This is a genomic window from Mesorhizobium sp. 1B3 (assembly GCF_050958605.1).
GTDB lineage: Bacteria > Pseudomonadota > Alphaproteobacteria > Rhizobiales > Rhizobiaceae.
Genome location: NZ_JBJHDO010000003.1, coordinates 236,575 through 262,023 on the forward strand (window position 1 = coordinate 236,575; position 25,449 = coordinate 262,023).

General features: G+C 62.4%; 24 protein-coding genes. 2 read left to right on the top strand and 22 right to left on the bottom strand.

The window, feature by feature from the left end; all coding sequences use genetic code 11:
• The first annotated feature begins 33 nt into the window (after positions 1-33).
• Together lipB and ggt are read left to right on the top strand one after the other, a co-directional pair.
• On the top strand, positions 34-777 hold the full coding sequence (lipB, locus tag ACCO56_RS10130) for a lipoyl(octanoyl) transferase LipB (protein ID WP_433640227.1): 744 nt from the start codon (positions 34-36) through the stop codon (positions 775-777).
• Position 778: 1 nt separating this feature from the next.
• Entirely contained in the window at positions 779-2,536 is a 1,758-nt protein-coding gene (gene ggt, locus ACCO56_RS10135; protein ID WP_433640229.1) for a gamma-glutamyltransferase, read from the top strand.
• Here the strand turns inward: ggt and ACCO56_RS10140 are convergent.
• The 22 genes from ACCO56_RS10140 to ACCO56_RS10245 form a co-directional block, all read right to left on the bottom strand.
• Complete coding sequence (locus ACCO56_RS10140; RefSeq protein ID WP_433640231.1) at positions 2,533-2,679, bottom strand: hypothetical protein; 147 nt, start codon at positions 2,677-2,679, stop codon at positions 2,533-2,535. The two genes, ggt and ACCO56_RS10140, sit on opposite strands and share 4 nt — an antisense overlap.
• A 166-nt stretch (positions 2,680-2,845) precedes the next feature.
• On the bottom strand, positions 2,846-3,319 hold the full coding sequence (locus ACCO56_RS10145) for a GFA family protein (protein ID WP_433640232.1): 474 nt from the start codon (positions 3,317-3,319) through the stop codon (positions 2,846-2,848).
• A gap of 116 nt (positions 3,320-3,435) precedes the next feature.
• Positions 3,436-4,161 (bottom strand): ABC transporter ATP-binding protein, encoded by a 726-nt coding sequence (locus ACCO56_RS10150; protein ID WP_433640234.1) that lies wholly within the window; start codon positions 4,159-4,161, stop codon positions 3,436-3,438.
• Positions 4,113-5,402 carry a lipoprotein-releasing ABC transporter permease subunit gene (locus tag ACCO56_RS10155; protein ID WP_433640235.1) on the bottom strand — a complete coding sequence of 430 codons (1,290 nt, stop codon included), beginning with the start codon at positions 5,400-5,402 and terminating at the stop codon, positions 4,113-4,115. The genes ACCO56_RS10150 and ACCO56_RS10155 overlap by 49 nt, the downstream gene beginning before the upstream one ends.
• On the bottom strand, positions 5,399-6,727 hold the full coding sequence (gene proS / locus ACCO56_RS10160) for a proline--tRNA ligase (protein ID WP_433640875.1): 1,329 nt from the start codon (positions 6,725-6,727) through the stop codon (positions 5,399-5,401). Before proS ends, ACCO56_RS10155 begins: the two co-directional genes overlap by 4 nt.
• A 934-nt stretch (positions 6,728-7,661) precedes the next feature.
• The gene (locus ACCO56_RS10165; RefSeq protein ID WP_433640237.1) at positions 7,662-7,931 is read right to left on the bottom strand and encodes a DUF1467 family protein; all 270 of its coding nucleotides are present in this window, start codon (positions 7,929-7,931) and stop codon (positions 7,662-7,664) included.
• Positions 7,928-8,332: a methylmalonyl-CoA epimerase gene (gene mce, locus ACCO56_RS10170; RefSeq protein WP_433640239.1), complete on the bottom strand. Its 405-nt coding sequence runs from the start codon at positions 8,330-8,332 to the stop codon at positions 7,928-7,930. Before mce ends, ACCO56_RS10165 begins: the two co-directional genes overlap by 4 nt.
• A gap of 56 nt (positions 8,333-8,388) precedes the next feature.
• Positions 8,389-10,059: a ribonuclease J gene (locus ACCO56_RS10175; protein ID WP_433640241.1), complete on the bottom strand. Its 1,671-nt coding sequence runs from the start codon at positions 10,057-10,059 to the stop codon at positions 8,389-8,391.
• 21 nt (positions 10,060-10,080) lie between these two features.
• A complete protein-coding gene (locus ACCO56_RS10180; protein WP_433640243.1) occupies positions 10,081-10,905 on the bottom strand; it encodes a biotin--[acetyl-CoA-carboxylase] ligase in 825 nt (274 codons plus the stop codon).
• Between the two features lie 2 nt (positions 10,906-10,907).
• Positions 10,908-12,344, bottom strand: coding sequence for an NADH-quinone oxidoreductase subunit NuoN (gene nuoN / locus ACCO56_RS10185; RefSeq protein WP_433640245.1), 1,437 nt, complete (start codon positions 12,342-12,344; stop codon positions 10,908-10,910).
• 12 nt (positions 12,345-12,356) lie between these two features.
• Complete coding sequence (locus ACCO56_RS10190) at positions 12,357-13,862, bottom strand: NADH-quinone oxidoreductase subunit M (protein WP_433640248.1); 1,506 nt, start codon at positions 13,860-13,862, stop codon at positions 12,357-12,359.
• Position 13,863: 1 nt separating this feature from the next.
• A complete protein-coding gene (nuoL, locus tag ACCO56_RS10195; RefSeq protein WP_433640250.1) occupies positions 13,864-15,852 on the bottom strand; it encodes an NADH-quinone oxidoreductase subunit L in 1,989 nt (662 codons plus the stop codon).
• Between the two features lie 11 nt (positions 15,853-15,863).
• Complete coding sequence (gene nuoK / locus ACCO56_RS10200) at positions 15,864-16,172, bottom strand: NADH-quinone oxidoreductase subunit NuoK (RefSeq protein ID WP_433640251.1); 309 nt, start codon at positions 16,170-16,172, stop codon at positions 15,864-15,866.
• Positions 16,173-16,174: 2 nt separating this feature from the next.
• Entirely contained in the window at positions 16,175-16,795 is a 621-nt protein-coding gene (locus ACCO56_RS10205; protein ID WP_433640253.1) for an NADH-quinone oxidoreductase subunit J, read from the bottom strand.
• Positions 16,796-17,030: 235 nt separating this feature from the next.
• Positions 17,031-17,522, bottom strand: coding sequence for an NADH-quinone oxidoreductase subunit NuoI (gene nuoI, locus ACCO56_RS10210; RefSeq protein WP_433640255.1), 492 nt, complete (start codon positions 17,520-17,522; stop codon positions 17,031-17,033).
• A 2-nt stretch (positions 17,523-17,524) separates the two neighbouring features.
• Entirely contained in the window at positions 17,525-17,716 is a 192-nt protein-coding gene (locus ACCO56_RS10215; protein ID WP_433640257.1) for a hypothetical protein, read from the bottom strand.
• Complete coding sequence (gene nuoH, locus ACCO56_RS10220) at positions 17,716-18,759, bottom strand: NADH-quinone oxidoreductase subunit NuoH (protein ID WP_433640258.1); 1,044 nt, start codon at positions 18,757-18,759, stop codon at positions 17,716-17,718. The genes ACCO56_RS10215 and nuoH overlap by 1 nt, the downstream gene beginning before the upstream one ends.
• Positions 18,760-18,767: 8 nt before the next feature.
• On the bottom strand, positions 18,768-20,849 hold the full coding sequence (nuoG, locus tag ACCO56_RS10225) for an NADH-quinone oxidoreductase subunit NuoG (RefSeq protein WP_433640260.1): 2,082 nt from the start codon (positions 20,847-20,849) through the stop codon (positions 18,768-18,770).
• Between the two features lie 61 nt (positions 20,850-20,910).
• Positions 20,911-21,534: an NADH-ubiquinone dehydrogenase gene (locus ACCO56_RS10230; protein ID WP_433640262.1), complete on the bottom strand. Its 624-nt coding sequence runs from the start codon at positions 21,532-21,534 to the stop codon at positions 20,911-20,913.
• 77 nt (positions 21,535-21,611) lie between these two features.
• Positions 21,612-22,916, bottom strand: a complete 1,305-nt coding sequence (gene nuoF, locus ACCO56_RS10235) for an NADH-quinone oxidoreductase subunit NuoF (protein ID WP_433640263.1) — start codon at positions 22,914-22,916, stop codon at positions 21,612-21,614.
• Between the two features lie 10 nt (positions 22,917-22,926).
• Positions 22,927-24,192 carry an NADH-quinone oxidoreductase subunit E gene (locus tag ACCO56_RS10240; protein ID WP_433640264.1) on the bottom strand — a complete coding sequence of 422 codons (1,266 nt, stop codon included), beginning with the start codon at positions 24,190-24,192 and terminating at the stop codon, positions 22,927-22,929.
• A gap of 1 nt (position 24,193) precedes the next feature.
• Positions 24,194-25,384, bottom strand: a complete 1,191-nt coding sequence (locus ACCO56_RS10245) for an NADH-quinone oxidoreductase subunit D (protein ID WP_433640265.1) — start codon at positions 25,382-25,384, stop codon at positions 24,194-24,196.
• Positions 25,385-25,449: the final 65 nt, after the last annotated feature.

Below are 25,449 nucleotides of genomic sequence, written 5' to 3' on the forward strand. Positions count from 1 at the left end.
TTGGCTCCATATGTTGAGCAGCAAGGAATTCAGATGACAGAACGCAGCAAGATAGCCACGTCCTTCCTGCCGGTTCCGGGCTCCGCACCCGTCGAATGGCGCATCGAGGCAGGTCTCACTTCCTATCCCCACGCATTGGAGTTCATGGAAGCCCGCGCCGCCGAGATTCGCGACGGCAAGGCGGGAGAAATGGTCTGGCTCGTGGAGCATCCCCCACTCTATACGGCCGGCACCAGCGCCAGGCCGCAGGATCTGATCGATGCGAATCGCTTTCCGGTCTTCGCCGCGGGGCGCGGCGGCGAATACACCTATCACGGGCCAGGCCAGCGGGTTGCCTATGTGATGCTCGATCTCAAACGCCGACGCGAAGACGTGCGCGCTTTCGTTGCGGCGCTGGAGGAATGGATCATCGGCGCCCTCGCTCGTTTCAACGTCAAGGGCGAAAGACGCGAAGATCGGGTGGGTGTGTGGGTGATTCGGCCGGACCGGCCACCTCTTGCCGGAGGCCTCCCGGCGGAGGACAAGATTGCAGCGATAGGCATCCGGCTTCGGCGCTGGGTGAGCTTTCACGGCATCGCCATCAATGTCGAACCGGATCTGTCGCATTTCTCCGGCATCGTGCCTTGCGGCATCACCGGCTATGGCGTCACCAGCCTCGTCGATCTCGGCCTGCCGGTGACGATGACCGATGTCGACCTCGCCCTCAAGAGCTCCTTCCATGACGTATTCGGGCCCGTCGACACCCGCTTAGCCGAATCGCTGCGCAAGAGTGCCTGACATGAGCGCGGCGCGATTCACCTCAGTTGTCCTTGCCGCGTTCCTGCTCCTCGGCCCGCCCGCCTCGGCCCAGCAGGCGTCCGACGTCATTGCTCCGGAAAGCGAGAGCGGCCTCTCCGCAAAGGCGCCGGTCCACGCCCGGACCCGAATGGTAGTCGCGGCCAATCCGCTTGCCGCGGAGGCCGGGCTGAAGGTGCTGCGCGATGGTGGCAGCGCGGCCGACGCGGCAGTCGCCGTGCAGACCGTTCTGGGCCTTGTCGAGCCTCAATCCTCCGGGCTCGGGGGCGGCGCCTTCCTGGTCTGGTACGACGCCGCGAGCAAAACGCTCACAACATTCGATGGCCGTGAGACCGCGCCTGCCGCCGCAACGCCGAACCTTTTCCTCGGCAATGACGGCAAACCGCTCGCATTCTTCGATGCCGTGGTGGGCGGGCGATCGGTCGGCACGCCAGGCGTGCCGCGCCTGCTCGAGACCATCCATGAAAGATTTGGGAAGCGGCCATGGGCGGAACTTTTCGCGCCGGCGATCCGGCTTGCGGAACAAGGGTTCGAGGTTTCCCCGCGCCTCGGCGCGCTGATTGCCGAAGATGTCGGCCGGCTGGACAAGGAGCCTGCGGCTCGGGCCTATTTCTTCGCACCCGATGGCGCGCCTCTGCCTGCCGGCTTCCTTCTGCAAAACCCTGACTATGCCGCGACATTGAAAGCGATCGCGACCGGAGGTGCCGATGCGTTCTATCGAGGGCCGATCGCGGAGCGTATCGTGGAAGCCGTGCGCGGCCACGCCACCAATCCGGGCGGCCTCGCACTTTCCGATCTTGCCGCCTACACGGTCGAAGAGCGGCTGGCCGTCTGCGCGCCGTATAGGGGATATGATGTCTGCGGCATGGGACCGCCCTCCTCCGGCGCCATCGCCGTCGGCCAGATCCTCGGCATTGTGGAGCCTTTCGATATTGCGGACCTCGGAGCGGAGGATCCCGAGAGCTGGCGCATCATCGGCGACGCAACCCGCCTCGCCTTCGCAGACCGCGAGCGGTACGTGGCCGATGCCGATTTCGTCTCTATGCCCAAGGGACTGCTCAACAGCGATTATCTGAAATTCCGATCCGCCTTGATACGGCGCCCTGCCGCGCTGGAAGCGGACGCGGTCAAGGCAGGCGAGCCGCCATGGGACAAAGCCGAACTCCGGATCGACGGGCGTTCACTGGAACAGCCCTCGACGTCTCACTTCACGATCGTTGACGAAATGGGCAACGTGCTTGCCATGACGACTTCCATCGAGAACGGCTTCGGCTCACGCCTGTTCACCGCCGGCTTCCTGCTCAACAATCAGCTCACCGACTTCTCCTTCGAGCCCGAGGAGAACGGACAGGCCGTCGCCAATCGCGTCGAGCCCGGCAAGCGGCCACGCTCGTCGATGGCGCCGACCATCGTGCTGAAGGAAAAAACGCCCGTCTACGCGCTGGGCTCACCCGGCGGAAGCCAGATCATCGTTTTCGTCGCCAAGACGCTCATCGCGCTTATCGACTGGAAGATGGATATGCAGGCGGCGATATCTCTCCCACATCTCTCCAACCGCTTCGGCACCTATGAACTCGAGGCAGGAACCAAGGCGGTGGACTATGCCGACGACCTCGAAGCCCTGGGGTTCAAGACAAAGACCCGCGATCTCAATTCCGGGCTGCACGGGATCGCTATCGATTCCGGCGGCCTGACCGGCGGGGCGGATCCCCGCCGCGAGGGCGTGGCGATGGGTGATTAGAGCGCCCCTATCCACATGGCCATGGTCACGATGAACGCGCTCACAGAAACCAGCGAAACGACGTCCTGCACGAGATTGGTCATGGAACTCTCTCTCCGGTTGATGTCTGTTCCTCTTATGTTCCATTTTTGTTCGTTGTTCAATCCGTTTCTTAACCGTGCGTCAGCTTGACGGAATCGAGGGTTAACGAATTCCTGCCGCGGGCAGCTCTCAGGGAAGGCGCGCCTTCGCATGCGAGCCCGACAGCGCGCACTCGACCCCGTAATGTTGTACGTGGGCGCGGAAGCGCAGGCTGGCGGATTGCGCCGGTCAGCCTTCCTTGCGGGAAGCGGCTTCGTGCTCGGCGAACTCCGCGACCAACTGCTCATACGCTTCAGGAGGCGGGAACTGCGAATAGCTGTACCGTGCTGGCGTGGACGCCCAATCCAGTTTCTCCGCCGTGCAGGTCTCGATGAAGGGCTCCGTCCAGAAGTTTCCCGTAAGCATTGTAGGGCGTACGTTGACGAAAAAATCCATGCCTTCGGGCCGCGTGAACAGCCAGCTCATGCAATACGGACAGAAGTAGTGCCGCGACGGCCCGTGCAACCCTCCAATCGCCGGATCTCCATTCGTGACGCGAAATCCCTCCGCGGGGAGGGCGGCGCTGAGGGAGAAGGCGCTACCTGTCATCTTTTGGCAGCCGTGACAGTGGCAGGCCATCGTCAGGAGAGGTCGCGCGGTTACTTCAAACTGAACCCGGCCGCAGCGGCAACTCCCGATCGCGCGTATCGTTTGGTCCTGCATCGATTGCCGCCGCCTTTCGCCGTTCGGCCGCCCTTATACTGCTACCGCCCCGGACAAGGAATGTCGAGCCGCGATGGCCAGCAATGGAGCCGTTGGAGCGGGCCGAATCGGCAGTCTCAGAGGGGAACGACCCTGCCCTCCGCGAGTGTGACCCGCCGGTCCATCCGACCGGCAAGTTCAAAATTGTGCGTGGCGATCAGTGCGGCCAGGCCGGACTGGCGCACCAGCGCCTCGAGCGCCTCGAATACATAGGAGGCAGTGGTCGGATCGAGATTGCCCGTCGGCTCGTCGGCGAGCAGGATCAGCGGAGCGTTGGCGACGGCACGAGCAATCGCCACACGTTGCTGTTCGCCGCCTGATAATTCGGTCGGGCGATGGTGAGCGCGCTTCCCGATCTTCATATAATCGAGCAACTGCATCGCCCTGTCGGCCGCTTCCTGCTTACCGAGGCCACGCACCAGTTGCGGCATCATGATGTTCTCGAGGGCGGAGAATTCCGGCAGCAGGTGATGGAATTGGTAGACGAAGCCGATATCGTTACGGCGGATCGCCGTGCGCTCGTCGTCCGACAGGCGCCCGCAGGCCTTGCCTGAGAGGATGACGTCACCCGCATCCGGGCGCTCCAGAAGGCCGGCCGTATGCAAAAGCGTCGATTTGCCTGTGCCGGACGGCGCGACCAGCGCCACCATCTCGCCTCGCCCCAGCGAGAAGTCGGCGCCATTCAGGATGGTCAGCTTGCGTGGACCCTGAACGTAGTGGCGCTCGACGCTTTTCAGTTCGATGACAGGCGTGCTCACTCGTACCTCAGGGCTTCGACGGGGTCGAGCTTGGCAGCGCGCCATGCCGGAAACAGCGTCGCGAGAAAGGACAGGGCCAGTGCCATCAGGACCACCGAGATGGTCTCGCCGAGATCCATCTTCGCGGGCAACCTGCTCAGGAAATAGAGCTCGGGATTGAACAGCACGGTTCCCGAAAGCCAGGAGAAGAATTGGCGGATGCTCTCGACGTTGAGGCAGACGATCACCCCCAGCACGACGCCGGCGAGGGTGCCTGTGAAGCCAATCGCCGCACCCGTCATCAGGAAAATCCGCATGACGGCGCCACGGGTTGCTCCCATGGTCCGCAATATAGCGATATCGGCGCCCTTGTCCTTCACCAGCATCACAAGGCCCGAGATGATGTTGAGCGCCGCAACGAGCACGATCAGTGTCAGGATCATGAACATGACGTTGCGCTCGACTTCCAGCGCCGAGAAGAAGGTCTGGTTGCGCTGGCGCCAGTCGGTCAGGAAAACCGGACGCTGTGCAGCGTCCTCGACAGGTTTCCTGAGTTGATCGACGGCATCGGGATTGTCGACGAAGATCTCGATCGCCTGAACGCGGTTCTCCATGTTGAAATAAAGTTGTGCCTCGGCCAGCGGCATGAAGATGATCGAGGAATCATATTCCGACATGCCGATCTCGTGGATGGCGACCACCGGATAGGTCTTCATCCGCGGGGTCGAACCCAGCGGGCTGACATCGCCGTCCGGCGAGATCAGCGTGATGGAATCGCCGAGCGCCAGGCCGAGGTTCTCGGCCATTCGGGTGCCGATCGCCACGCCCTCGCTGCCGTCGAAGCCGACAATCGAACCCTGGCGGACATTGTCGGCGACGAGCCTCAGCTTGGCGAGGTCTTCTCCACGGATCCCTCGCACGAGCGCGCCAGTGCCCGCGCCGATATTGCCTGAAGCCAGCGTCTGACCATCCACGAGCGGGATTGCGAACTTGACGCCCGGCACGCCGTCGATACGCGACGCGACGGCCGCGTAGTCGTCCAGCGGCAAATCCACGGGCTGCATGACGAGATGGCCGTTGATGCCGAGAATCCGGACCAGCAGCTCCGCGCGGAAACCGTTCATGACGGCCATGACGATGATGAGCGTCGCCACGCCGAGCATAATGCCGGCAAAGGAGATGGAGGCGATCACCGAAATGAAGGCCTCCTTGCGGCGCGACCGCAGATAGCGCCAGGCCACCATCCGCTCGAATGCGGAAAAAGGGCCCGCGCCGCCGGCGGGCTTTGCGGCCGCCGTCTGGCTCATCGAGCGGTACCGACCCGGTTGACGACCTCGGCGAGCGGGATCGTGCTGCGCTCGCCCGTCTTGCGTTCCTTGATCTCGGCCTCGCCGGCGGCCACGCCGCGCGGGCCCACAATCACCTGCCAGGGCAAGCCGATCAGATCGGCCGTCGCGAATTTCCCGCCGGCGCGCTGATCGGTGTCGTCATAGAGAACCTCGAGCCCTGCCGCCGTCAGCGTCTGGTAAAGCTCGTCGCAAGCGCGGTCGCATTCGACATCGCCCACCTTCATGTTGATGAGGGCGATGTCGAAAGGCGCCACAGATGCCGGCCAGATGATGCCGTTCTCGTCATGGCTCGCCTCGATGATCGCCGCGATCAATCGCGAGGGACCGATCCCATACGAACCCATCGACACGGGCCGCTCCTTGCCGTCGGGCCCAGTAACCCTGGCGCCCATCGGCTTGGAATACTTCTCGCCGAAATGGAAGATGTGGCCGACCTCGATGCCGCGAGCCGAAACCTTGTCCGCCTCGGCGATCGCGTCCCATCTCTTTTCATCATGCATCTCGTCGGTGGCGGCGTAGGGCGTCGTCCACTGCTTGACGATGCCCCCGATCTCGGCGTCGTTCGAGAAATCGGTGTCCGCGCCGGGCACGGGAAGCGTCAGGAAATCCTTGTGGCAGAACACTTGGCTCTCACCGGTGTCGGCGAGAATGATGAATTCGTGCGAAAGATCACCGCCGATCGGGCCGGTATCGGCGCGCATCGGGATCGCCTGCAGACCCATCCGGGTGAAGGTCCTGAGATATGCGACGAACATGCGATTGTATGCGGCCTTGGCTCCCTCATAGTCCAGGTCGAAGGAATAGGCGTCCTTCATCAGGAACTCGCGGCTGCGCATGACGCCGAAGCGGGGCCGCACCTCGTCGCGGAACTTCCACTGGATGTGGTAAAGGTTGAGCGGCAGATCCTTGTAGGACTTCACGTAAGACCGAAAGATCTCCGTCACCATCTCTTCGTTGGTCGGGCCGAACAACATATCGCGTTCATGTCGATCCTTGATGCGCAGCATCTCCTTGCCGTAGTCGTCATAGCGGCCGCTCTCGCGCCAGAGGTCGGCCGATTGGATCGTCGGCATCAGGATTTCGAGGGCGCCGGCGCGGTTCTGCTCCTCGCGGACAATCTGGCAGACCTTGTCGAGCACGCGCTTGCCCAATGGCAGCCAGGAAAAACTGCCAGCCGCCTGCTGGCGGATCATGCCGGCGCGCAGCATCAGGCGATGGGAGACAATCTCCGCCTCACGAGGGTTCTCTTTGAGAATGGGCAGGAAGTAGCGCGAAAGCCGCATGAAAAGTTCCGTTGAAACCTGGGACACTCCGCGACCGGCGGCCGCGAAGCAGGCGATTGCTTGCATGCGCTTCATAGCTATTTCATGGCCGCTTGGAAACCCGATCTCATGCCGCAAATGGGCTGCGACCAAGGGATCTTGCCGCGGCCAAGTTTAGTCTGACTAAAGTCGAGGCAAGGCCTGCATCTCTATTGTGCATTGCAGCACATTCTGATGGTGTTTCACGAAAAATTCCGCGTGACATCCTGTTCTTTGGTAGGCTAATGTGCCCCCCAATAAACGAGAGGGCGGAAATAAATCCGCTCTCCTACGCGGTCAAAGTCTTGGGAGGATGCGATCTAGGCGCGGTTACTCGCTGCCGCCGGAAACCGGAAAGCGGATCGGACGCGTTAAAATTGCAAGGCTTCGGCCTTGCATTTTTTTTGGGCAATCGAGAGCTGAATGACTGATAATGATAGTCATTCATTGCCTTCGCCGGCCCCTCATTGTCCTGCCGGACATCTCTCCCCGCGATGCGCAGGGCTGTCCGGGGAAAGGTTTTCGGTTGCAGAGATAGCGCTGGAAGACTCGGAGCGATTGCATTCTGCCGCCTTTGCCCGGCAGTTTCTGGTTGCAGTTCGACAATTGCGCATGACAAGCATCGGGCGAAGAGTCGAATTACGCCATCTTGGATTGCGATACAGCTCCAGAAGACTCGCCCAGCTTGCGCAAAAAGTTTCCCCGGACAGCCCTGCGCGATGCGAGGAGAGAGACGCTGGCCGCTTGCATTGTCGCCAATCAGCAACGCCGGAAATTGGCGAAAGCTGTCGAGACATCAATTCTCTCCCCGCTTGCGGCGCTTGCGGGGGAGAGATGTCCGGCAGGACAGTGAGGAGCCGGCTCTACGCTCATCGCCATGGCTGCAGCGAGGCGTCCTCACGCGGGAAGAGGAGCTTCAGCGGATTTCCGGAACGATCTGGGGAATGTCGTCGATGGAGAGACCCAGCCCGCGCGTCGCGAGGTAGAAGCTTCCGAGAACGATCGCCGAAACGATCGTCGTGCGGACCATCGCGCGAAGCATATGCGGCCCCTTCGGAGCGCTGGAAACCGTGCCCAGCACGACTTCCTGCTCATCATCCTGCGTCCGCAAGCTGAAGGGGAGGATGGCGAACAGCGTCAGCCACCAGACGATGAAATAAAGCGCTGCGACGGAAACCCAGGTCATGCCTGCTCCAGTTCCACAAGCGTGCCTTGAAAGTCCTTGGGGTGCAGGAAAAGCACGGGCTTGCCATGCGCGCCAGCCTTGGGTTCGCCATCACCAAGAACGCGGGCGCCGGTCGCCTTCAACCGGTCGCGGGCAACGATGATGTCGTCCACCTCATAGCAGACATGATGCATGCCCCCCGCCGGGTTCTTGGCAAGAAAGGCAGCAATCGGCGAATCCACGCCGAGTGGCTCGAGCAGTTCCACCTTGGTATTGCCGAGATCGATGAAAACCACGGTGACGCCGTGGTCGGGCAAGGGCTGCGGCGCCGTCACGGACGCGCCGAGCGTGTCGCGATACACCGCGCTCGCTGCAGCGAGATCGGGTACCGCAATGGCGACATGGTTCAAACGTCCGAGCATCTATCTATCTTTCGTCGAGCCGTTTCCGAATCCAGAGCGACATCCACGCCGATGGGCTACTGCGTGACGAACACCGTCACCAGAGGCTTCTTTCCCCAGGCCTCGTTGGCGGCCGCACGGACGGCACGGCGGACGGCCTCCCGCACGAGATCCAGGTCTTTTCGCCGCTGACGAGGGATGGAGTCCACAGCGCCGATTGCCGCATCGATCATCAGATCCTCGAGCGGCTCACCGCCGGCATCCATCGCGGCAACGCCGATCGACACGAGATCCGGGTCGCCGGCCAACTCGTATCGATCGTCAAGCACGACATTGACCGCGACATGGCCGGCAAAGGAAAGCTTGCGACGACCGCGAACGCCCATCGCCTCGTCGTCGCCGATCAGCTTGCCATCCTTGTAGACGCGCCCGAAGGGCACCTGGTCGATGATTTCTGCGCCGCCCGGGAATAGCCGCAGCATGTCGCCATTGCGCACCTGCGCCACTTCGGGAACCCCGGAAGTGGCCATCAGCGAACCCTGCGCCACCAGATGCGCCGCCTCGCCATGTACCGGAACGCCGATCCGCGGCCTCGTCCAGTTGTACATGAGGCGCAACTCGTCGCGGCGTGGATGGCCGGAAACATGGACGAGGGCATCGCCGTCCTCGATGATCTTCATGCCGAGATCGAAGAGCCGGTTCTTGATTTCGAGAATCGCGCGCTCATTGCCCGGAATGGTACGCGAGGAGAAGATCACCGTGTCGCCCGCCGTCAGCGAGACCGTTTTCATCTCGTCGCGGGACAGCTTCGCCAAGGCGGCCAGCGGTTCGCCCTGGCTGCCCGTGCAGATAACGACGAGGCTGTCACGCGGGACGAGCCCATATTCCTCTTCGGCTATGAATTCAGGCAATCCGTCCATATAGCCGAGTTCCTCGGCGACACTGACGACCCGTTTCAGCGAGCGGCCGAGCAGCAGGCATTTGCGGCCGGCATCCCGCGCTGCCTCGGCGACCGAACGGATGCGCCCGACATTCGAGGAGAAGGTGGTGACGGCAACGCGCCCTTTTGCGTCTTCGATCAGCTTCTTGAGGCTTTGGCCGACCGCTTGTTCGGACGGAGACTCCCCCTCCCTGACCGCATTCGTGGAATCGCAGACCAGTGCGAGGACTCCCTTATCGCCATAGGCGCGAAAGCGGGCCTCGTTGGTCAACGGTCCGATCTCGGGAGCGGGATCGATCTTCCAGTCGCCGGTGTGGATGATCGTGCCGGCCGGCGTGGTGATCGCCAAGGAGACAGGCTCGGGAATGGAGTGGGTAACCGCGATCGCTTCGATCTGGAACGAACCCACTGTAAAGGTTTCGCCGGCACGATAGATCGTCACCGGCACCTTCGGCGCATTGCTCTCCGACTGGCGCTTGGCTTCCAGCAATCCTGCGGTGAACGGCGTCATCCAGCATGGCGCCTTGAGGCGAGGCCACAGGTCGAGCAAGGCCCCGTAGTGATCTTCATGGGCGTGGGTGATGACTATGCCCTTGAGCTCGTCGAGGCGCTCCTCGATGAAACGCGTGTCGGGCAGGATCAGGTCGACGCCCGGCAATCCGGAGTCGGGAAACGTCACGCCGCAGTCGATGATGATCCACTCGCGCGCATGCTCCGGACCGTAGCCGTAGAGCGCGAAGTTCATGCCGATTTCTCCGACACCGCCAAGCGGGACGAAAACCAGTTCAGCCCTGTCCGCTGTAGCCATGCGTCGATAACTCCGAATTCTTCATGCTGTTCCTGCCGATGCGACGGCGCCAAAATGGACGTCGCCGGCGGTGATGGTGACTGCCCTGCCCTCTCGATCGCGGATCACGAAGCGACAATCCTCGTCGATCGTTTCGAATACCCCCCGAACAACCTCGCCGTCCACCCGAACCGCCACCTCGCTTCCGAGCCCCGCGGCGTGAGCGAGCCAGCGTTCCCGGATGCTGCCAAGGCCCCTGCCCTCATCCCACAGCCGGCAGTTCTCGCTCCAGGCATCGGAAAGCGCCAGGAACAATGTTTCTGCATCGCACTGGCCACCCAGTGCCTGGAGGGACGTCGCGGGATAAGGCAAGCCTTCAGGGTGCGCCACGACATTGACGCCGATACCGATCGCCAAGCCAAATCGGCTTTCACTCAGCATGGTCGATTCCAGCAGGATGCCTGCCAGCTTCGCGCCATGAGCAAGCACATCGTTCGGCCATTTCAGCTCGAACCGATCGTCGCGCCCGCCGCCGCCATCCAGCCCCACTGCGACGGCTCTGCCCGGCACGACGGCGTCCAAAGCATCGGCGAGTGCCAACCCAGCGACAAAACCCAATGTTGCCGCCAGTCGTATCTCGTAGCGTTCGACCACCAACAGGGTCGCGGCGAGGTTTCCTTCCAGTGTCGCCCATGGCCGGGCGCGCCGGCCACGCCCGCTCTCCTGGCGCTTGGAAACGATCCAGAGACGGCCGGCGTCGCCTTCCCGTGCACGATCCAGCGCCAGCGCATTTGTGGAACCGACGCTCTCGTGCGCCTCAAGGCGGTAGCCGTCCTGCTGCGCCGTCGGAGCGAGCGAAAAGGCCATCGTCAGAAGAACGTCCTCGCTGCAGCCTGGGCTACTTGCACGATCGGGCCGCCGATCAGCGCGTAGAACAGGATGAAGGCACCGGAAAGGCCGAGCACCAGCTTGAGTTCGCCGGCCATAGGGGCGAAGCCGCCCACCGGCTGATCGAACCACATGATCTTGATGATACGCAAGTAATAGTAGGCGCCCACCACCGAAGCCAGCATGCCGATGATGGCAAGCCCGACCAGGCCGGCATTGATTGCGGCCAGGAACACGTACCACTTGGCAAAGAAGCCTGCGAGCGGGGGGATGCCGGCCAGCGAAAACATCATGATCGTCATGATCGTGGCCATGGCGGGATTCGTCGCCGAAAGGCCGGCGAGATCCTCGATCTGCTCGACATTGCCGTCCTTGCGCCGCATCGCCAGAATGAAGGCGAAGGTACCCAGCGTCATGACCATATAGATCAGCATGTAGATGATCACACCGCGCACGCCGGCTTCGCTGTTGGCGGCGAGACCGACCAGCGCGTAGCCCATGTGGCTGATCGAGGAGTAGGCCATCAGGCGCTTGATGTTCCTCTGGCCGATCGCGGCAAAAGCGCCGAGCAGCATGGAAGCGACCGAGATGAAGACGATGATCTGCTGCCAGTCGATCGCGATGGGCTCGAAAGCGCTTACGGTGACGCGGACCGTCAGCGCCATCGCGGCCATTTTGGGAGCGGCGGCGAAAAAGGCCGTCACCGGCGTCGGCGCACCCTCATAGACGTCCGGCGTCCACATGTGGAACGGCACGGCCGAGATCTTGAAGGCAAGGCCGGCAAGCACGAAGACCAGGCCAAAGACCAGGCCGAGCTGGCGCTCCCCGCCGGCAAGCGCGGTCGCGATCGCTTCAAACCCGGTATGGCCGGTGTAACCGTAGACGAGCGTGATGCCGTAGAGCATCATGCCGGAAGACAGCGCGCCGAGCACGAAATATTTCAGGCCGGCCTCGGTCGAGCGCACGCTATCGCGGTTGATCGCCGCCACCACGTAAAGCGACAGAGACTGCAGCTCCAGCCCGAGATAGAGCGAGAGCATGTCGTTGGCCGAAATCATCAGCATCATGCCCAGCGTGGCCAGCATGATGAGGACTGGATATTCGAACCTGTCGAACTTCTCGGCCTTGGCGAAGCCGACCGACATGATCAGGGTGACGACCGAGCCGAGCAGCGTTATGACCTTCATGAAGCGGCCGAACGGATCGCTGATGAAGGCGCGGCCGAAAGCCTGCCCTTCCCCACCGAGGAAGATCAGCCAAGCGCCGGCGCCTATGATGATCGCGACGGCAAGTCCGTTGACGACCGTGTTTGCACGCTCGCCCGAATAGACGCCGACCATCAGCAGCACCATCGCCCCGATGGCGAGGATGAGTTCCGGCGTCGCCAGGGAGAGGCTTGTATAAAGTTCCGGCGTCATAACCCGTTCCCGTCAGTTCGCTGCCGCGGTTTGCGCGGCTTCCAGCGACACAGTGATGTTGTTGACCAGCGCCTTTACCGACGCCGCGGTCACATCCAGCACCGGCATCGGATAGACGCCGAAGAAGATGACCAGCGCGACCAGCGGATACATGACCGCCTTCTCGCGCGGCGAAAGGTCGAGCAGTCCCTTCAGGCTCTCCTTGGTCAGCACACCGAAGATCACCTTGCGATAGAGCCACAGCGCATAGGCCGCCGACAGGATCACCCCGGTCGCAGCGAAGAGCGCCACCCAGGTATTGACCTGATAGATGCCGAACAGCGTCAGGAACTCGCCGACGAAACCGCTCGTGCCGGGCAGGCCGACATTCGCCATGGTGAACACCAGAAAGACCACCGCATATTTCGGCATGTTGTTCACCAGACCGCCATAGGCCGCGATCTCGCGCGTATGCATTCGATCGTAGATGACGCCGACGCAAAGGAAGAGCGCGCCGGAGACCAGGCCGTGTGAGAGCATCTGGAAGATGGCGCCCTGGATGCCTTCCTGGTTCATCGCGAAGGTACCCATGGTCACGTAGCCCATGTGAGCCACGGACGAGTAGGCGATAAGCTTCTTGATGTCCTCCTGCATCAGCGCGACCAGCGAGGTGTAGACGATCGCCACGACGGAGAGCACGAAGATAAAGGGCGCGAAATCGGCCGAGGCCAGCGGGAACATCGGCAGCGAAAAACGCAGGAAGCCGTAGCCCCCGAGCTTCAGGAGGATGCCGGCCAGGATGACGGAGCCGGCCGTAGGCGCCTCGACATGCGCGTCCGGCAGCCATGTATGCACCGGCCACATCGGCATCTTTACCGCGAAGGAAGCGAAGAAGGCGAGCCACAGCCAGGTCTGCATGGCGACCGGGAAGTTGAAGGTCAGCATCGTCGGGATGTCGGTCGTGCCGGCCGTCCAGAACATTGCCATGATGGCAAGCAGCATCAGCACCGAGCCGAGCAGCGTATAGAGGAAGAACTTGAAGCTCGCATAGACGCGCCGCTTTCCGCCCCAAACACCGATGATGATGAACATCGGGATCAGCACGCCCTCGAAGAACACGTAGAACAGCACGATGTCCAGCGCGCAGAACACGCCGATCATCAGCGTCTCGAGGACGAGAAACGCGATCATGTATTCCTTGACCCGCTTCTCGATCGACTGCCAGCTCGCCAGGATGCAGAGCGGCATGAGGAACGTCGTCAAGATGACGAACAGCATCGAGATGCCGTCGACGCCCATGTGATAGGAGATGCCGGAATCCAGCCAGGCTGCCTTCTCCACCATCTGAAAGCCCGGGTTCGCGTTGTCGAAGCCGACCCAGATGAACAGAGAGAGGAGGAAGGTGAAGACGGTCGTCAGCAGGGCGACGTTGCGGATGTTGCGCCGCGCGCTGTCTCCTTCATCCCTGATCAGCAGGATTAGGAATGCCCCTACCAGCGGCAGGAAGGTGACCGTCGATAGAATTGGCCATTCGGTCATTTCAGAAGCTGCTCCCGAGCATCATCCAGGTGACGAGGGCTGCAACCCCGATCAGCATCACAAAAGCATAGTGGTAGAGGTAGCCCGACTGCAGGCGCACGACGCGGCTGGTGACATCGATGACGCGCGCCGACACGCCATCCGGCCCGAAACCGTCGATCAGCCAACCATCGCCCTTCTTCCAGAGGAAGGTGCCGAGGCGCTTCGCCGGCCTGACGAACAGGAAGTCGTAGATCTCGTCGAAGTACCATTTGTTGAGCAGGAACGCATAGAGGATGCGGTGCTGTCGAGCGAGTTCGCGCGGCGTCTCGGGGGACCGGATGTAGAACTGGTAGGCAACTCCGAAACCGAGCAGCATGGCCACCAAAGGCGCAAGCTTCACCCAGAGCGGCACATCATGGAAATCATGGAGGATGTGGTTGTCCGGCAGGGTGAACAGAGCAGCCTTCCAGAACTCGGCATAGTGCTCGCCGATGAAATAGTCGTGGAAGATGACGCCAGCAAACAACGCGCCGATCGCGAGCAGAACCAGCGGGACCAGCATCACCGGCGGCGATTCATGCACATGGTGCATCACGTCGGCGCTGGCGCGCGGCTGGCCGTGGAACGTCATGAAAATCAGCCGCCACGAATAGAAGCTGGTGAAGCAAGCGGCGATCACGAGCAGCGTGAAGGCGAAACCGGCCATCGCATTGTGTCCGACGAACGCGCCCTCGATGATCGCATCCTTGGAAAAGAAGCCGGCCGTGCCGATGATCGTCGCGGGAATACCCACGCCGGTCAGCGCCAGCGTGCCGATGATCATCATCCAATAGGTGACAGGGATGAGCCTCCTGAGGCCGCCCATCTTGCGCATATCCTGTTCGTCCGAGACGGCATGGATCACCGAGCCCGAGCCAAGGAACAGCAGCGCCTTGAAGAAGGCGTGCGTGAACAGGTGGAAAATCGCCGCGGAATAAAAGCCCATGCCGAGCGCAACGAACATGTAGCCGAGCTGCGAGCACGTCGAATAAGCGATCACGCGCTTGATGTCGTTCTGGACGAGACCGACGGTGGCGGCGAAGAACGCGGTAAACGCGCCGATGAAGGTGACGACCGTGAGGGCGGTATGCGTCAGCTCGAACAGCGGTGACAGGCGTGCCAGCATGAAGACGCCGGCCGTGACCATGGTCGCGGCATGGATCAGCGCCGAGACGGGCGTCGGCCCCTCCATCGCGTCGGGCAGCCAGGTATGGAGCGGGACCTGGGCGGATTTACCCATCGCGCCCATGAAGAGAAGGAGGCAGACGACCGTCAGCGCGCCCTGCTTGTCGAGCGTGAAGTTGAGGAACGTCCAGTATGGTTCGGCCGTCTCGGCCGCGCCTTCGGCAGGCAAGAAGGAAGCCGCATTGGCGAAGACCGTGCCGAGCTCGACCGAGTTGAAAAGGATGTAGACCCCGAACAGCCCCAGGAGGAAGCCGAAGTCGCCGACGCGGTTGACGACGAAAGCCTTGATCGCCGCGGCGTTGGCCGAGGGCTTCTTGTACCAGAAGCCGATCAGCAGATAGGAAGCGAGACCGACGCCCTCCCAGCCGAAGAACATCTGCACGAGGTTGTCCGAGGTCACCAGCATCAGCATGGCGAAGGTGAACAGCGAGAGGTAGGCGAAGAAACGTGGCCGGTGCGGATCGTGATGCATGTAGCCGATCGAGTAGATGTGCACCAGCGCCGACACGGTGTTGACCACAACCAGCATGACGACGGTCAGCGTGTCGATGCGGAGCGCCCAATCGGCCTGAAGCCCGCCGGCCTCGATGAAGCGCAACACCGGCACTGTGAAGACCTCGCCGTCGCCGAAGGCAACGCTGAAGAAAGCGACCCAGGACAGCACTGCCGAGATCACAAGGAAGCCGGATGTTATGTATTCGCTCGCCTTTGCTCCGATCGACCGGCCGAACAAGCCGGCGATCAGGAAACCGAGCAGCGGAAGGAAGACGATGGCCTGGTACATTTTGGTTTCCGTCAACCCTTCATCATGTTGACGTCTTCGACGGCGATCGAACCGCGATTGCGGAAGAAGACGACGAGAATGGCAAGGCCGATCGCGGCTTCGGCGGCGGCGACGGTCAACACGAAGAGCGCGAAGACCTGACCGACGAGATCGCCAAGCGCGGCAGAAAAGGCCACGAAGTTTATATTCACCGCGAGCAGGATAAGCTCGACCGACATCAGGATAATGATGACGTTCTTCCGGTTCAGGAAGATGCCGAACACGCCCAGCGTAAACAGGACCGCCGAAAGAGTGAGATAATGTCCGATACCGACGGTCATCGTCAGATTCCCTTACCCGTTTCGACTTTCTTGACCTCGATCGCCGTGGCCGGCGTGCGCGCCACCTGCGCGGGGATGCTCTGGCGCTTGACGCCAGGCTTGTGGCGGAGCGTCAACACGATCGCGCCGATCATGGCGACCAGCAGGACGAGCCCCGCGATCTGGAAGAAGTAGATGTAATCCGTATAGAGGATGTCGCCGAGCGCGGCCGTGTTGTGACGTGTCGCTATATCCGGCGTCGGCTGGGCTACGCTGGAGGCGAGTTGCGGAGCAAGCGCATAGCCGCCGGTGACGACGATCAGTTCGGCCGCGAGAATCAGGCCTATGAAGGCGCCGATCGGCGCGTATTGCAGGGCGCCTTCCTTGAGCTCGGCGAAATCGACGTCGAGCATCATCACGACGAAAAGGAAGAGCACCGCCACGGCGCCGACATAAACGACCAGCAGGATCAACGCCAGGAACTCCGCGCCGGTGAGGAGGAACAAGGCGGCCGCGTTAAAGAAGGTCAGGATCAGGTAAAGCACCGAGTGAACCGGGTTGCGCGCGGAAATGACCATGAAGGCCGCCGCGACCGCGATGAAAGCGAAGAGGTAAAAGAAGACCGCTTCGAGGCCGTTGAGCATGGGGTTCCCCCGGGTTTCCTTCAAGCAGGGACGCCTACGCGCCCTGCCCTTTGTGCCTGGCCTGCCGCCGCCTCCGGCGGACAATGCCGCGTGTACCTAGCGCATGTTCCCACCGGGTTCAAAGGCCCGTTAGAAGAAACCTGCGCAATTCAAATTTCTGGAGAATGACCCTGCCCGTAACGAAGGTCGGGTCTTCCTCCGGTCGGCCGGCGCCGACCGGCCGTCCTGCCGGATGTCACCGGTAAGGCGAGTCCAGTGCGATGTTGTGCGCGATCTCGCGCTCCCACCGGTCGCCATTCGCCAGTAGCTTTTCCTTGTCGTAGTAGAGTTCCTCGCGCGTCTCCGTCGAGAACTCGAAGTTCGGTCCTTCCACGATCGCGTCCACCGGGCAAGCTTCCTGGCAGAAACCGCAATAGATGCACTTCACCATGTCGATGTCGTAGCGCACCGTACGGCGGGTACCGTCGTTGCGGCGCGGGCCGGCTTCGATGGTGATCGCCTGTGCCGGGCAGATCGCTTCGCAGAGCTTGCAGGCAATGCAGCGTTCCTCCCCGTTGGGATAACGCCGCAACGCATGCTCGCCGCGGAAACGAGGGCTCACCTGTCCCTTCTCATGCGGATAGTTGAGCGTGCCCTTGGGTGCGAAAAACTGGCGCATCGACAGGAAAAAGGCCCCGACGAAGTCCTTCAGAAGCAGCGATTTGGCGGCTTGAGCAAGCGCCGACATTGTCATTCTCCGCTGAACAGCGGGGCTACCAGGTAGCCCACGATCGGCAACAGCACGAACTGGCTGAGGCCCGTAACATTCAAAACACGTTTCGTCTCGTCGAGTTCGACGCGCGAGGCCAGTAGCCGCAGCAACACGAAGTCGACAGCAGCAAGCAACAGCCCGAGCAACGCTCCGACGAGCGCGACCGACATCACGCCATCCCCGTCAGCTTGAGGAACGCGGCGGTGATCACGACCATGGCGAGCGAGATCGGCAGGAACACCTTCCAGCCAAGGCGCATCAACTGGTCGTAGCGATAGCGCGGCACGAACGCCTTCACCATGGCGAACATGAAGAACACCAGGCAGACCTTCAGAACGAACCAGATCACGCCGGGAACCCAGGTGAAGGGCGCGAAATCGAAGGGCGGCAGCCATCCGCCGAGGAACAGGATCGTCGTCAACGCGCACATCAACACGATCGCAACGTATTCGCCGAGGAAGAACAACAGGAAGGGCGTCGACGAATATTCGATCATATGCCCGGCGACGAGTTCCGATTCGGCTTCGACAAGGTCGAAGGGCGGGCGGTTCGTCTCGGCGAGCGCCGAAATGAAGAAGATCACGAACATCGGGAAGAGGCCCAGCCAGTGCCAGTCCAGCAGCGTGTTCGGCAGGCCGAGCCGCGTGCCCAGACCGTCCTGCTGCGACAGCACGATGTCCGAGAGGTTCAACGAGCCCACGCACAGCAGCACCGTGACGATGACGAAGCCGATCGAGACTTCGTAGGACACCATCTGAGCCGCCGAACGAAGCGCTCCGAGGAATGGGTATTTCGAGTTCGACGCCCAGCCGCCCATGATCACGCCGTAGACCTCGAGCGAAGAGATGGCGAAAACGAAGAGGATACCGACATTGATATTGGCGATGGCCCAGCCCTCGCTGACCGGGATGACTGCCCAGGCAGAGATGGCGAGCACCGCCGAGACCAGCGGGGCAAGAAGGAAGACGCCCTTGTTGGCGCCGGACGGGATGACCGGCTCCTTGAAGACGAACTTCAAGAGGTCGGCGAAGGCCTGCAAGAGGCCCCAGGGCCCGACAACGTTCGGCCCGCGACGCAATTGAACGGCAGCCCAGATCTTGCGATCGGCATAAAGCAGATACGCCACGAGGATCAGCAGGACGACGATCAGCACCACCGATTTCAGGAGGATGATCAGTGCCGGAAGGACGTATATCGAGAAAAAGCTGTCCATGATCGTCCCTATTCGGCCGCCTGCTTGAAGCCGCCCTTGGCGAGAGCGGAGCATTCGGCCATGACCGCCGATGCCCTGGCGATCGGATTGGTGAGATAGAAGTCCTTGACCGCCGGTACGAACGGAGCCTTGTCCGTCGGCCCGACGAGCGCCGCGGCCTTGGCCACGCCGTCAACTGCTGCCGGTGCGACTTGGTCGATGGCCGCCAGATGCGGATAGTCGGCATAAAGCCTGGCGCGAAGCTGCGCCAGCGAATCGAAGGGCAACCGATGGCCGAGCACATCCGACAGAGCCCTCAGAATAGCCCAGTCCTCGCGTGCGTCGCCCGGTGCGAAGCCGGCACGATTGGCCGCCTGGACGCGGCCCTCGGTATTGACGTAGGTGCCCGATTTTTCCGTGTAGGCGGAAGCCGGCAGGATTACGTCGGCCCGATGGGCGCCGGCATCGCCATGCGTACCGATATAGACAGTGAAGGCATTGCCGATGGCGGTCATGTCGAGTTCGTCGGCCCCGAGCAGGAAGAGCACGTCCAGAGCGCCCATCATGCCAGCCACATCCTTGCCGCCTTCGGCCGGCACGAAGCCGATGTCGAGGCCGCCGACACGGCCGGCCGCATTGTGCAGCACCGCGAAGCCGTTCCATTCCTCAGTGACCGCGCCGACAGCCCCGGCGAGCTTGGCGGCAAGGCCCAGAACCGCGCGACCGTCCGTACGAGCAAGAGCACCCTGCCCCACGATGATCAGTGGCCGCTCGGCGTTCTTCAGCACCTCGAAGAAGCTGCCTTTGCCGTTTGCAAGATCCTTCAGCGTCTCGGGGCCGGCGCCCAGAAGTTCATAGTCGTAGCGCGTATCGCCTGCGTCACCGACCATGCCGACCGGAAGGTTGCCCATACGCCAGCGCTTGCGGATGCGCGCGTTGAGAACCGAGGCTTCGAAGCGCGGATTGGAACCGATGATGACGACGGCATCGGCGTGCTCGATGCCTTCGATGGTCGGGTTGAAAATGTAGGACGCACGGCCGAGCGACGGATCGAGCGCGGCGCCGTCCTGACGGCAATCGACATTGGGGGAGCCCAGCGAAGCCATCAGCAGCTTCAGCGCGTACATCTCCTCGACGGCCGACAGATCGCCTGCGATCGCGCCGATGCGGTCGCCGCTTGTGCGGGCCACGGCTTCCTTGATGGCCGCGAAGGCCTCGGGCCAGCTTGCGGGGGTGAGCCGCCCCTCCTTACGAACATAGGGCCGGTCGAGGCGCTGCGTGCGCAGGCCATCCCAGATGAAGCGGGTCTTGTCGGAAATCCATTCCTCGTTCACCGCGTCGTTGTTGCGCGGCAGGATGCGCATCACCTCACGGCCGCGCGTGTCGACGCGGATGGCCGAGCCGACGGCATCCATCACATCGATCGATTCCGTCTTGGTCAGTTCCCAAGGGCGAGCTTGGAAGGCATAGGGCCTGGAAGTCAACGCGCCGACCGGGCAGAGGTCGATCACATTGCCCTGCAGTTCGGAAGTCATCGCCTGTTCGAGATAGGTGGTGATCTCCGCATCCTCGCCACGGCCGATCAGGCCGAGTTCCGAGATGCCGGCGACCTCTGTAGTGAAGCGGACGCAGCGCGTGCAATGGATGCAGCGCGTCATGATCGTCTTGACCAACGGCCCGATATACTTGTCTTCCACCGCGCGCTTGTTCTCGTGGTAGCGCGACGCGTCGACACCGAAAGCCATCGCCTGATCCTGCAGATCGCACTCGCCGCCCTGGTCGCAGATCGGACAATCCAGAGGATGGTTGATAAGCAGGAACTCCATCACCCCCTCGCGGGCCTTCTTGACCATAGGCGTGTTGGTGAAGACTTCCGGCGGCTCGCCGTTGGGCCCGGGGCGGAGATCCTTGACGCCCATGGCACAGCTCGCCTGGGGCTTGGGCGGTCCACCCTTCACCTCGACCAGACACATGCGGCAGTTGCCGGCGATCGACAGCCGCTCGTGGAAGCAGAAACGGGGCACTTCCGCGCCCGCCTCTTCCGCCGCCTGCAGGAGCGTGTAGTGGTCGGGTACTTCGATCTCTTTGCCGTCGACCTTCAGCTTCGCCATATCGCTTCAAATCCCTGCGGTGATCCGCATATTCAACCGGGCGAATGCCCGGCTCGTCCCTTCAGTGCTTCGTCTCTGTTCCGGCCAGCGCTTTCGCCTGCTTTATCCAGCCGTCACGGCCGACGCGTCCCTTGAACGACAGATAGTCGTCGATCCAAGCGACCTCGGCTGGCGTCCAAGCTGCGATCTGCGCGTAAGTCCAGATGCCAAGCCCGTTGAGCACCATTTCCAGTTTCGGCCCGATACCGGAAATCTTCCTAAGGTCATCAGGCTGTCCCGGCCGTTCGGCCGCTTTGGGCTGCCTCAACCCTCCGGGCGTCGCGTCAGAGCCAGCTGCGGTCACCAGAACCGGCTTCGCTGCCTCCATCACGGCCCCTGCACGGGCAAGGTCGGGCTCCGGCGCTCCGGACTTCGTCGTCTTAGGCGCTGCCTCGTCCTCGAACTGCTCGAACATGCGCTGCGAGACCTCCGCCGCCCCGGCGACGGCGCCCATCCAGACGCCGAACGCATGCCCCGCAAGACCGAAGCCTAGCGCGGAGGCAGCAGCCAAGCCGGCGGCCGGATGCGCCATCATATTGACGGCGCTGGCCAGCTCCTCGGGCAGCAATGCGTGGATGTTCCTGTTCATTCGTTCCAGTTGCTTCACGTCGGGCATCAAGTGGTCGGGCATGGAAAATAACGACATTGGCCTTTCTCCTGGCCGGTTTCCGTTCGCCCTGTCCTGCTCGTTTCCTCTAACGACCTTCCTGTTTTGTTATCCGTCTACTCCGCCGCCACGAGCACCGGCTCGGCGCGATGGGCGTTTCTGGAGAACTCGTCGATCCGCCGCTCGACCTCATGGCGGAAATGGCGCATCAGACCCTGGATCGGCCAGGCGGCGGCGTCGCCCAGCGCGCAGATCGTGTGACCCTCGACCTGCTTCGTGACGTCGAGCAGCATGTCGATTTCGCGCTTCTGGGCCTCGCCCCGCACCAGCCTCTCCATGACCCGCCACATCCAGCCGGTGCCTTCGCGACATGGCGTGCACTGCCCGCAGCTCTCGTGCTTGTAGAAATAGCTCAGCCGCGCGATCGCTTTCACGACATCAGTCGATTTGTCCATGACGATGACCGCCGCCGTGCCGAGACCCGACTTCAGGTCGCGCAGCGCGTCGAAATCCATCGGCGCGTCCTTGATCTGCTCGGCCGGCACCAGGGGCACGGAAGAGCCGCCCGGAATGACCGCCAGCAGGTTGTCCCAGCCGCCACGAACGCCACCGCAATGCTTGTCGATCAGCTCGCGGAAGGGAATCGACATCGCCTCTTCCACGGTGCACGGGTTGTTCACGTGGCCGGAGACGCAGAACAGCTTGGTGCCGGCGTTGTTGGGCCGGCCGAAGGACGAAAACCAAGCCGCACCGCGCCGCAGGATGGTCGGCGCGACCGCAATGGACTCGACATTGTTGACCGTGGTCGGGCAACCATAGAGTCCCACATTCGCCGGGAAAGGCGGCTTGAGGCGCGGCTGGCCCTTCTTGCCCTCAAGGCTTTCGAGCAGCGCGGTCTCTTCGCCGCAAATATACGCGCCGGCGCCATGATGGACGTAGATGTCGAAATCGTAGCCATTCTTGTTGCCCTTGCCGATGAGCCTAGCGGCGTAGGCTTCGTCGATGGCGCGCTGCAGCGCCTCGCGCTCGCGGATGAACTCGCCGCGCACATAAATATACGCCGCGACCGCGCCCATGGCGTAGCCCGCGATGAGACAGCCTTCGACCAGCGTGTGCGGGTCGTTGCGGAGGATGTCGCGATCCTTGCAGGTGCCGGGTTCGGATTCGTCGGCGTTGACCACGAGATAGGACGGACGTCCATCGCTCTGCTTGGGCATGAACGACCACTTCAAGCCGGTCGGGAAGCCGGCACCCCCGCGCCCGCGCAGGCCGGAAGCCTTCATCTCGTTGATGATCCAGTCACGGCCCTTGGCGAGGAGGCCGGCCGTGCCGTCCCAATGGCCGCGCGACATGGCGCCCGCGAGCGACTTGTCGAAACGGCCGTATATGTTGTTGAAAATGCGGTCCTTGTCCTGAAGCATGTGTCGTCCCTCAGACCGGTTTCTTGCCGAAGACGCGGATGTATTCGGCAACGCCGCCCTTGGCCAGCGCCTTGGCCTGCTTCACCCAGTCGTCGCGCTCGATCCGGCCCTTGAAATTCAAGTAGGAGTCGACCCAGGCGCGCTCGGCCTTCTTCCACGAAGCGACTTGCGCGAAGGTAAATATGCCGAGTGAATGCAGCGTTTCCTCGATTTTCGAACCAACGCCCGAGATCAGCTTGAGATCGTCGACCACCGTAGGCTTCTCGATGCCGGCCGGGCGGTTCTTGTCGTCGAGCGCCGGCTTGGCAGGCTTCTTCGCATCGGCGCCAATGGGCTGGCCGGTCAACCGTTCGGGCGCCTTGTACGCCGCGGCGGGTTCCGCCTTCTGTAGTGGCCCTTTGCGTTGTTTGGAAACCTTTTCAACCGCTTCCGAGGCTTTGTTCGCACCGTTCGCGGAATAGCGCGGCGCTCGCACGCTCGCGGCTTTCTCCGCAGCAGGGGCCACCTTGGCTGGCGACGGCGATTTCACGGCCGGATTCGTTTCGAGCGCGTCAGTCTTCGGCTTCGCCGGCTTGGACGGAGCGACCGGCCCTTCCGCATTCGCCACGGCGGCGCCCGCAGGCGCTGCCTTGGCCTCCTTCGCGCGCGTCGTCTTGAGGACTGCCTTCTCGTCGCTGAGCGACGTCAAGCCGGACAGCGGCGCCGACAGGAATCGCCCGTTCTGTGGCCCGGTAGATACGGAATCCCCCCTGCCGGCCTCGAACTCGTCGATGATCTCAGCCAGGCGTTCCGGCGTCAGGTCTTCATAGGTGTCCTTGAAGATCATCACCATCGGCGCGTTCACGCAGGCGCCGAGGCACTCGACCTCCTCCCAGGAAAGCGTGCCGTCGGCATTGGTGTGGAACTGGTCGTGATGGATCTTGCTGCGGCAGACATCCATCAGCGCCTCGGAGCCGCGCAGCATGCAGGGCGTCGTGCCACAAACCTGAACATGGGCGCGCGTGCCGACGGGCTTGAGCTGGAACTGCGTATAGAAGGTCGCAACTTCGAGGACGCGGATGTAGGGCATGCCGAGCATGTCGGCGACGTGCTCTATCGCGGCCTTGGTCACCCAGCCCTCTTGCTCCTGGGCAAGCATCAGCAACGGGATGACGGCCGACTGTTCGCGACCCTCGGGATATTTCTTGATCCAGGTCTTCACCTGCGCCGAAAACGCCTCGTCGAAGGCGAAGGTGGCTGGCTGGACGGCTGGCTCTGCGAGACGGCGAACGGACATTTTAGCGGTCGACCTCACCAAAAACGATATCGAGGGAACCGAGCACGGCCGAGATGTCGGCCAGCATGTGGCCGCGACACAGGAAGTCCATCGCCTGAAGATGGGCGAAACCCGGGGCGCGCAGCTTGCAGCGGTACGGCTTGTTGGTTCCGTCCGAGACGAGGAACACGCCGAACTCGCCCTTCGGCGCCTCGACGGCTGCGTAGACCTCGCCCGCCGGAACCCGGTAGCCTTCGGTGTAAAGCTTGAAATGATGGATCAGCGCCTCCATCGAGCGCTTCATGGCGTCCCGCTTCGGCGGCACCACCTTGCCGTCCAGGTTGGAAACGGGGCCGGTCTTTTCCTTACCCAGCAGAAGCTCGACGCATTGCCGCATGATGCGTGCCGACTGCCGCATCTCTTCCATGCGGATGAGGTAGCGATCGAAGCAGTCGCCATTCTTGCCGATCGGAATATCGAACTCGAGCTCCGGATAGCATTCGTAGGGCTGCGACTTGCGAAGATCCCATGCCGCGCCTGAGCCGCGCACCATCACGCCGGAGAATCCCCACGCCCAGGCGTCGTCGAGCGACACGACGCCGATATCGACATTGCGCTGCTTGAAAATGCGGTTTGGGGTGAGCAGATCGTCAAGATCGTCGAGCGCCTTCAGGAACGGGTCGATCCACTTGCCGATGTCCTCGATCAGCTTCTGCGGCAGGTCTTGGTGAACCCCGCCGGGACGGAAATAGGCGGCGTGCATGCGCGAGCCGGACGCGCGCTCGTAGAACACCATGAGCTTCTCGCGCTCCTCGAAGCCCCAAAGGGGTGGCGTGAGCGCGCCAACATCCATGGCTTGCGTCGTCACGTTGAGAATGTGGCTCATGATGCGGCCAATCTCGGAGTAGAGCACTCGGATCAGTTGGCCGCGCTTCGGCACCTCGATGCCGAGCAACCGCTCGACCGCCAGCGCGAAGGCGTGCTCCTGGTTCATCGGCGCGCAGTAATCGAGCCGATCGAGATAGGGCACGGCCTGCAGATAGGTCTTGTGCTCCATCAGCTTTTCGGTGCCGCGATGCAGGAGCCCGATATGCGGATCCACGCGTTCGACCACTTCGCCGTCCAGCTCCAGAACAAGACGAAGCACGCCGTGCGCCGCAGGGTGCTGCGGGCCAAAATTGATGTGGAAGTTACGGACGTTGTGCTCGGTCATCTTTTCCGTGCCAATCCCTGGGGCATCCCGGATCGCCAGTCTCTCCAACGTGGCGACCTCGCTTC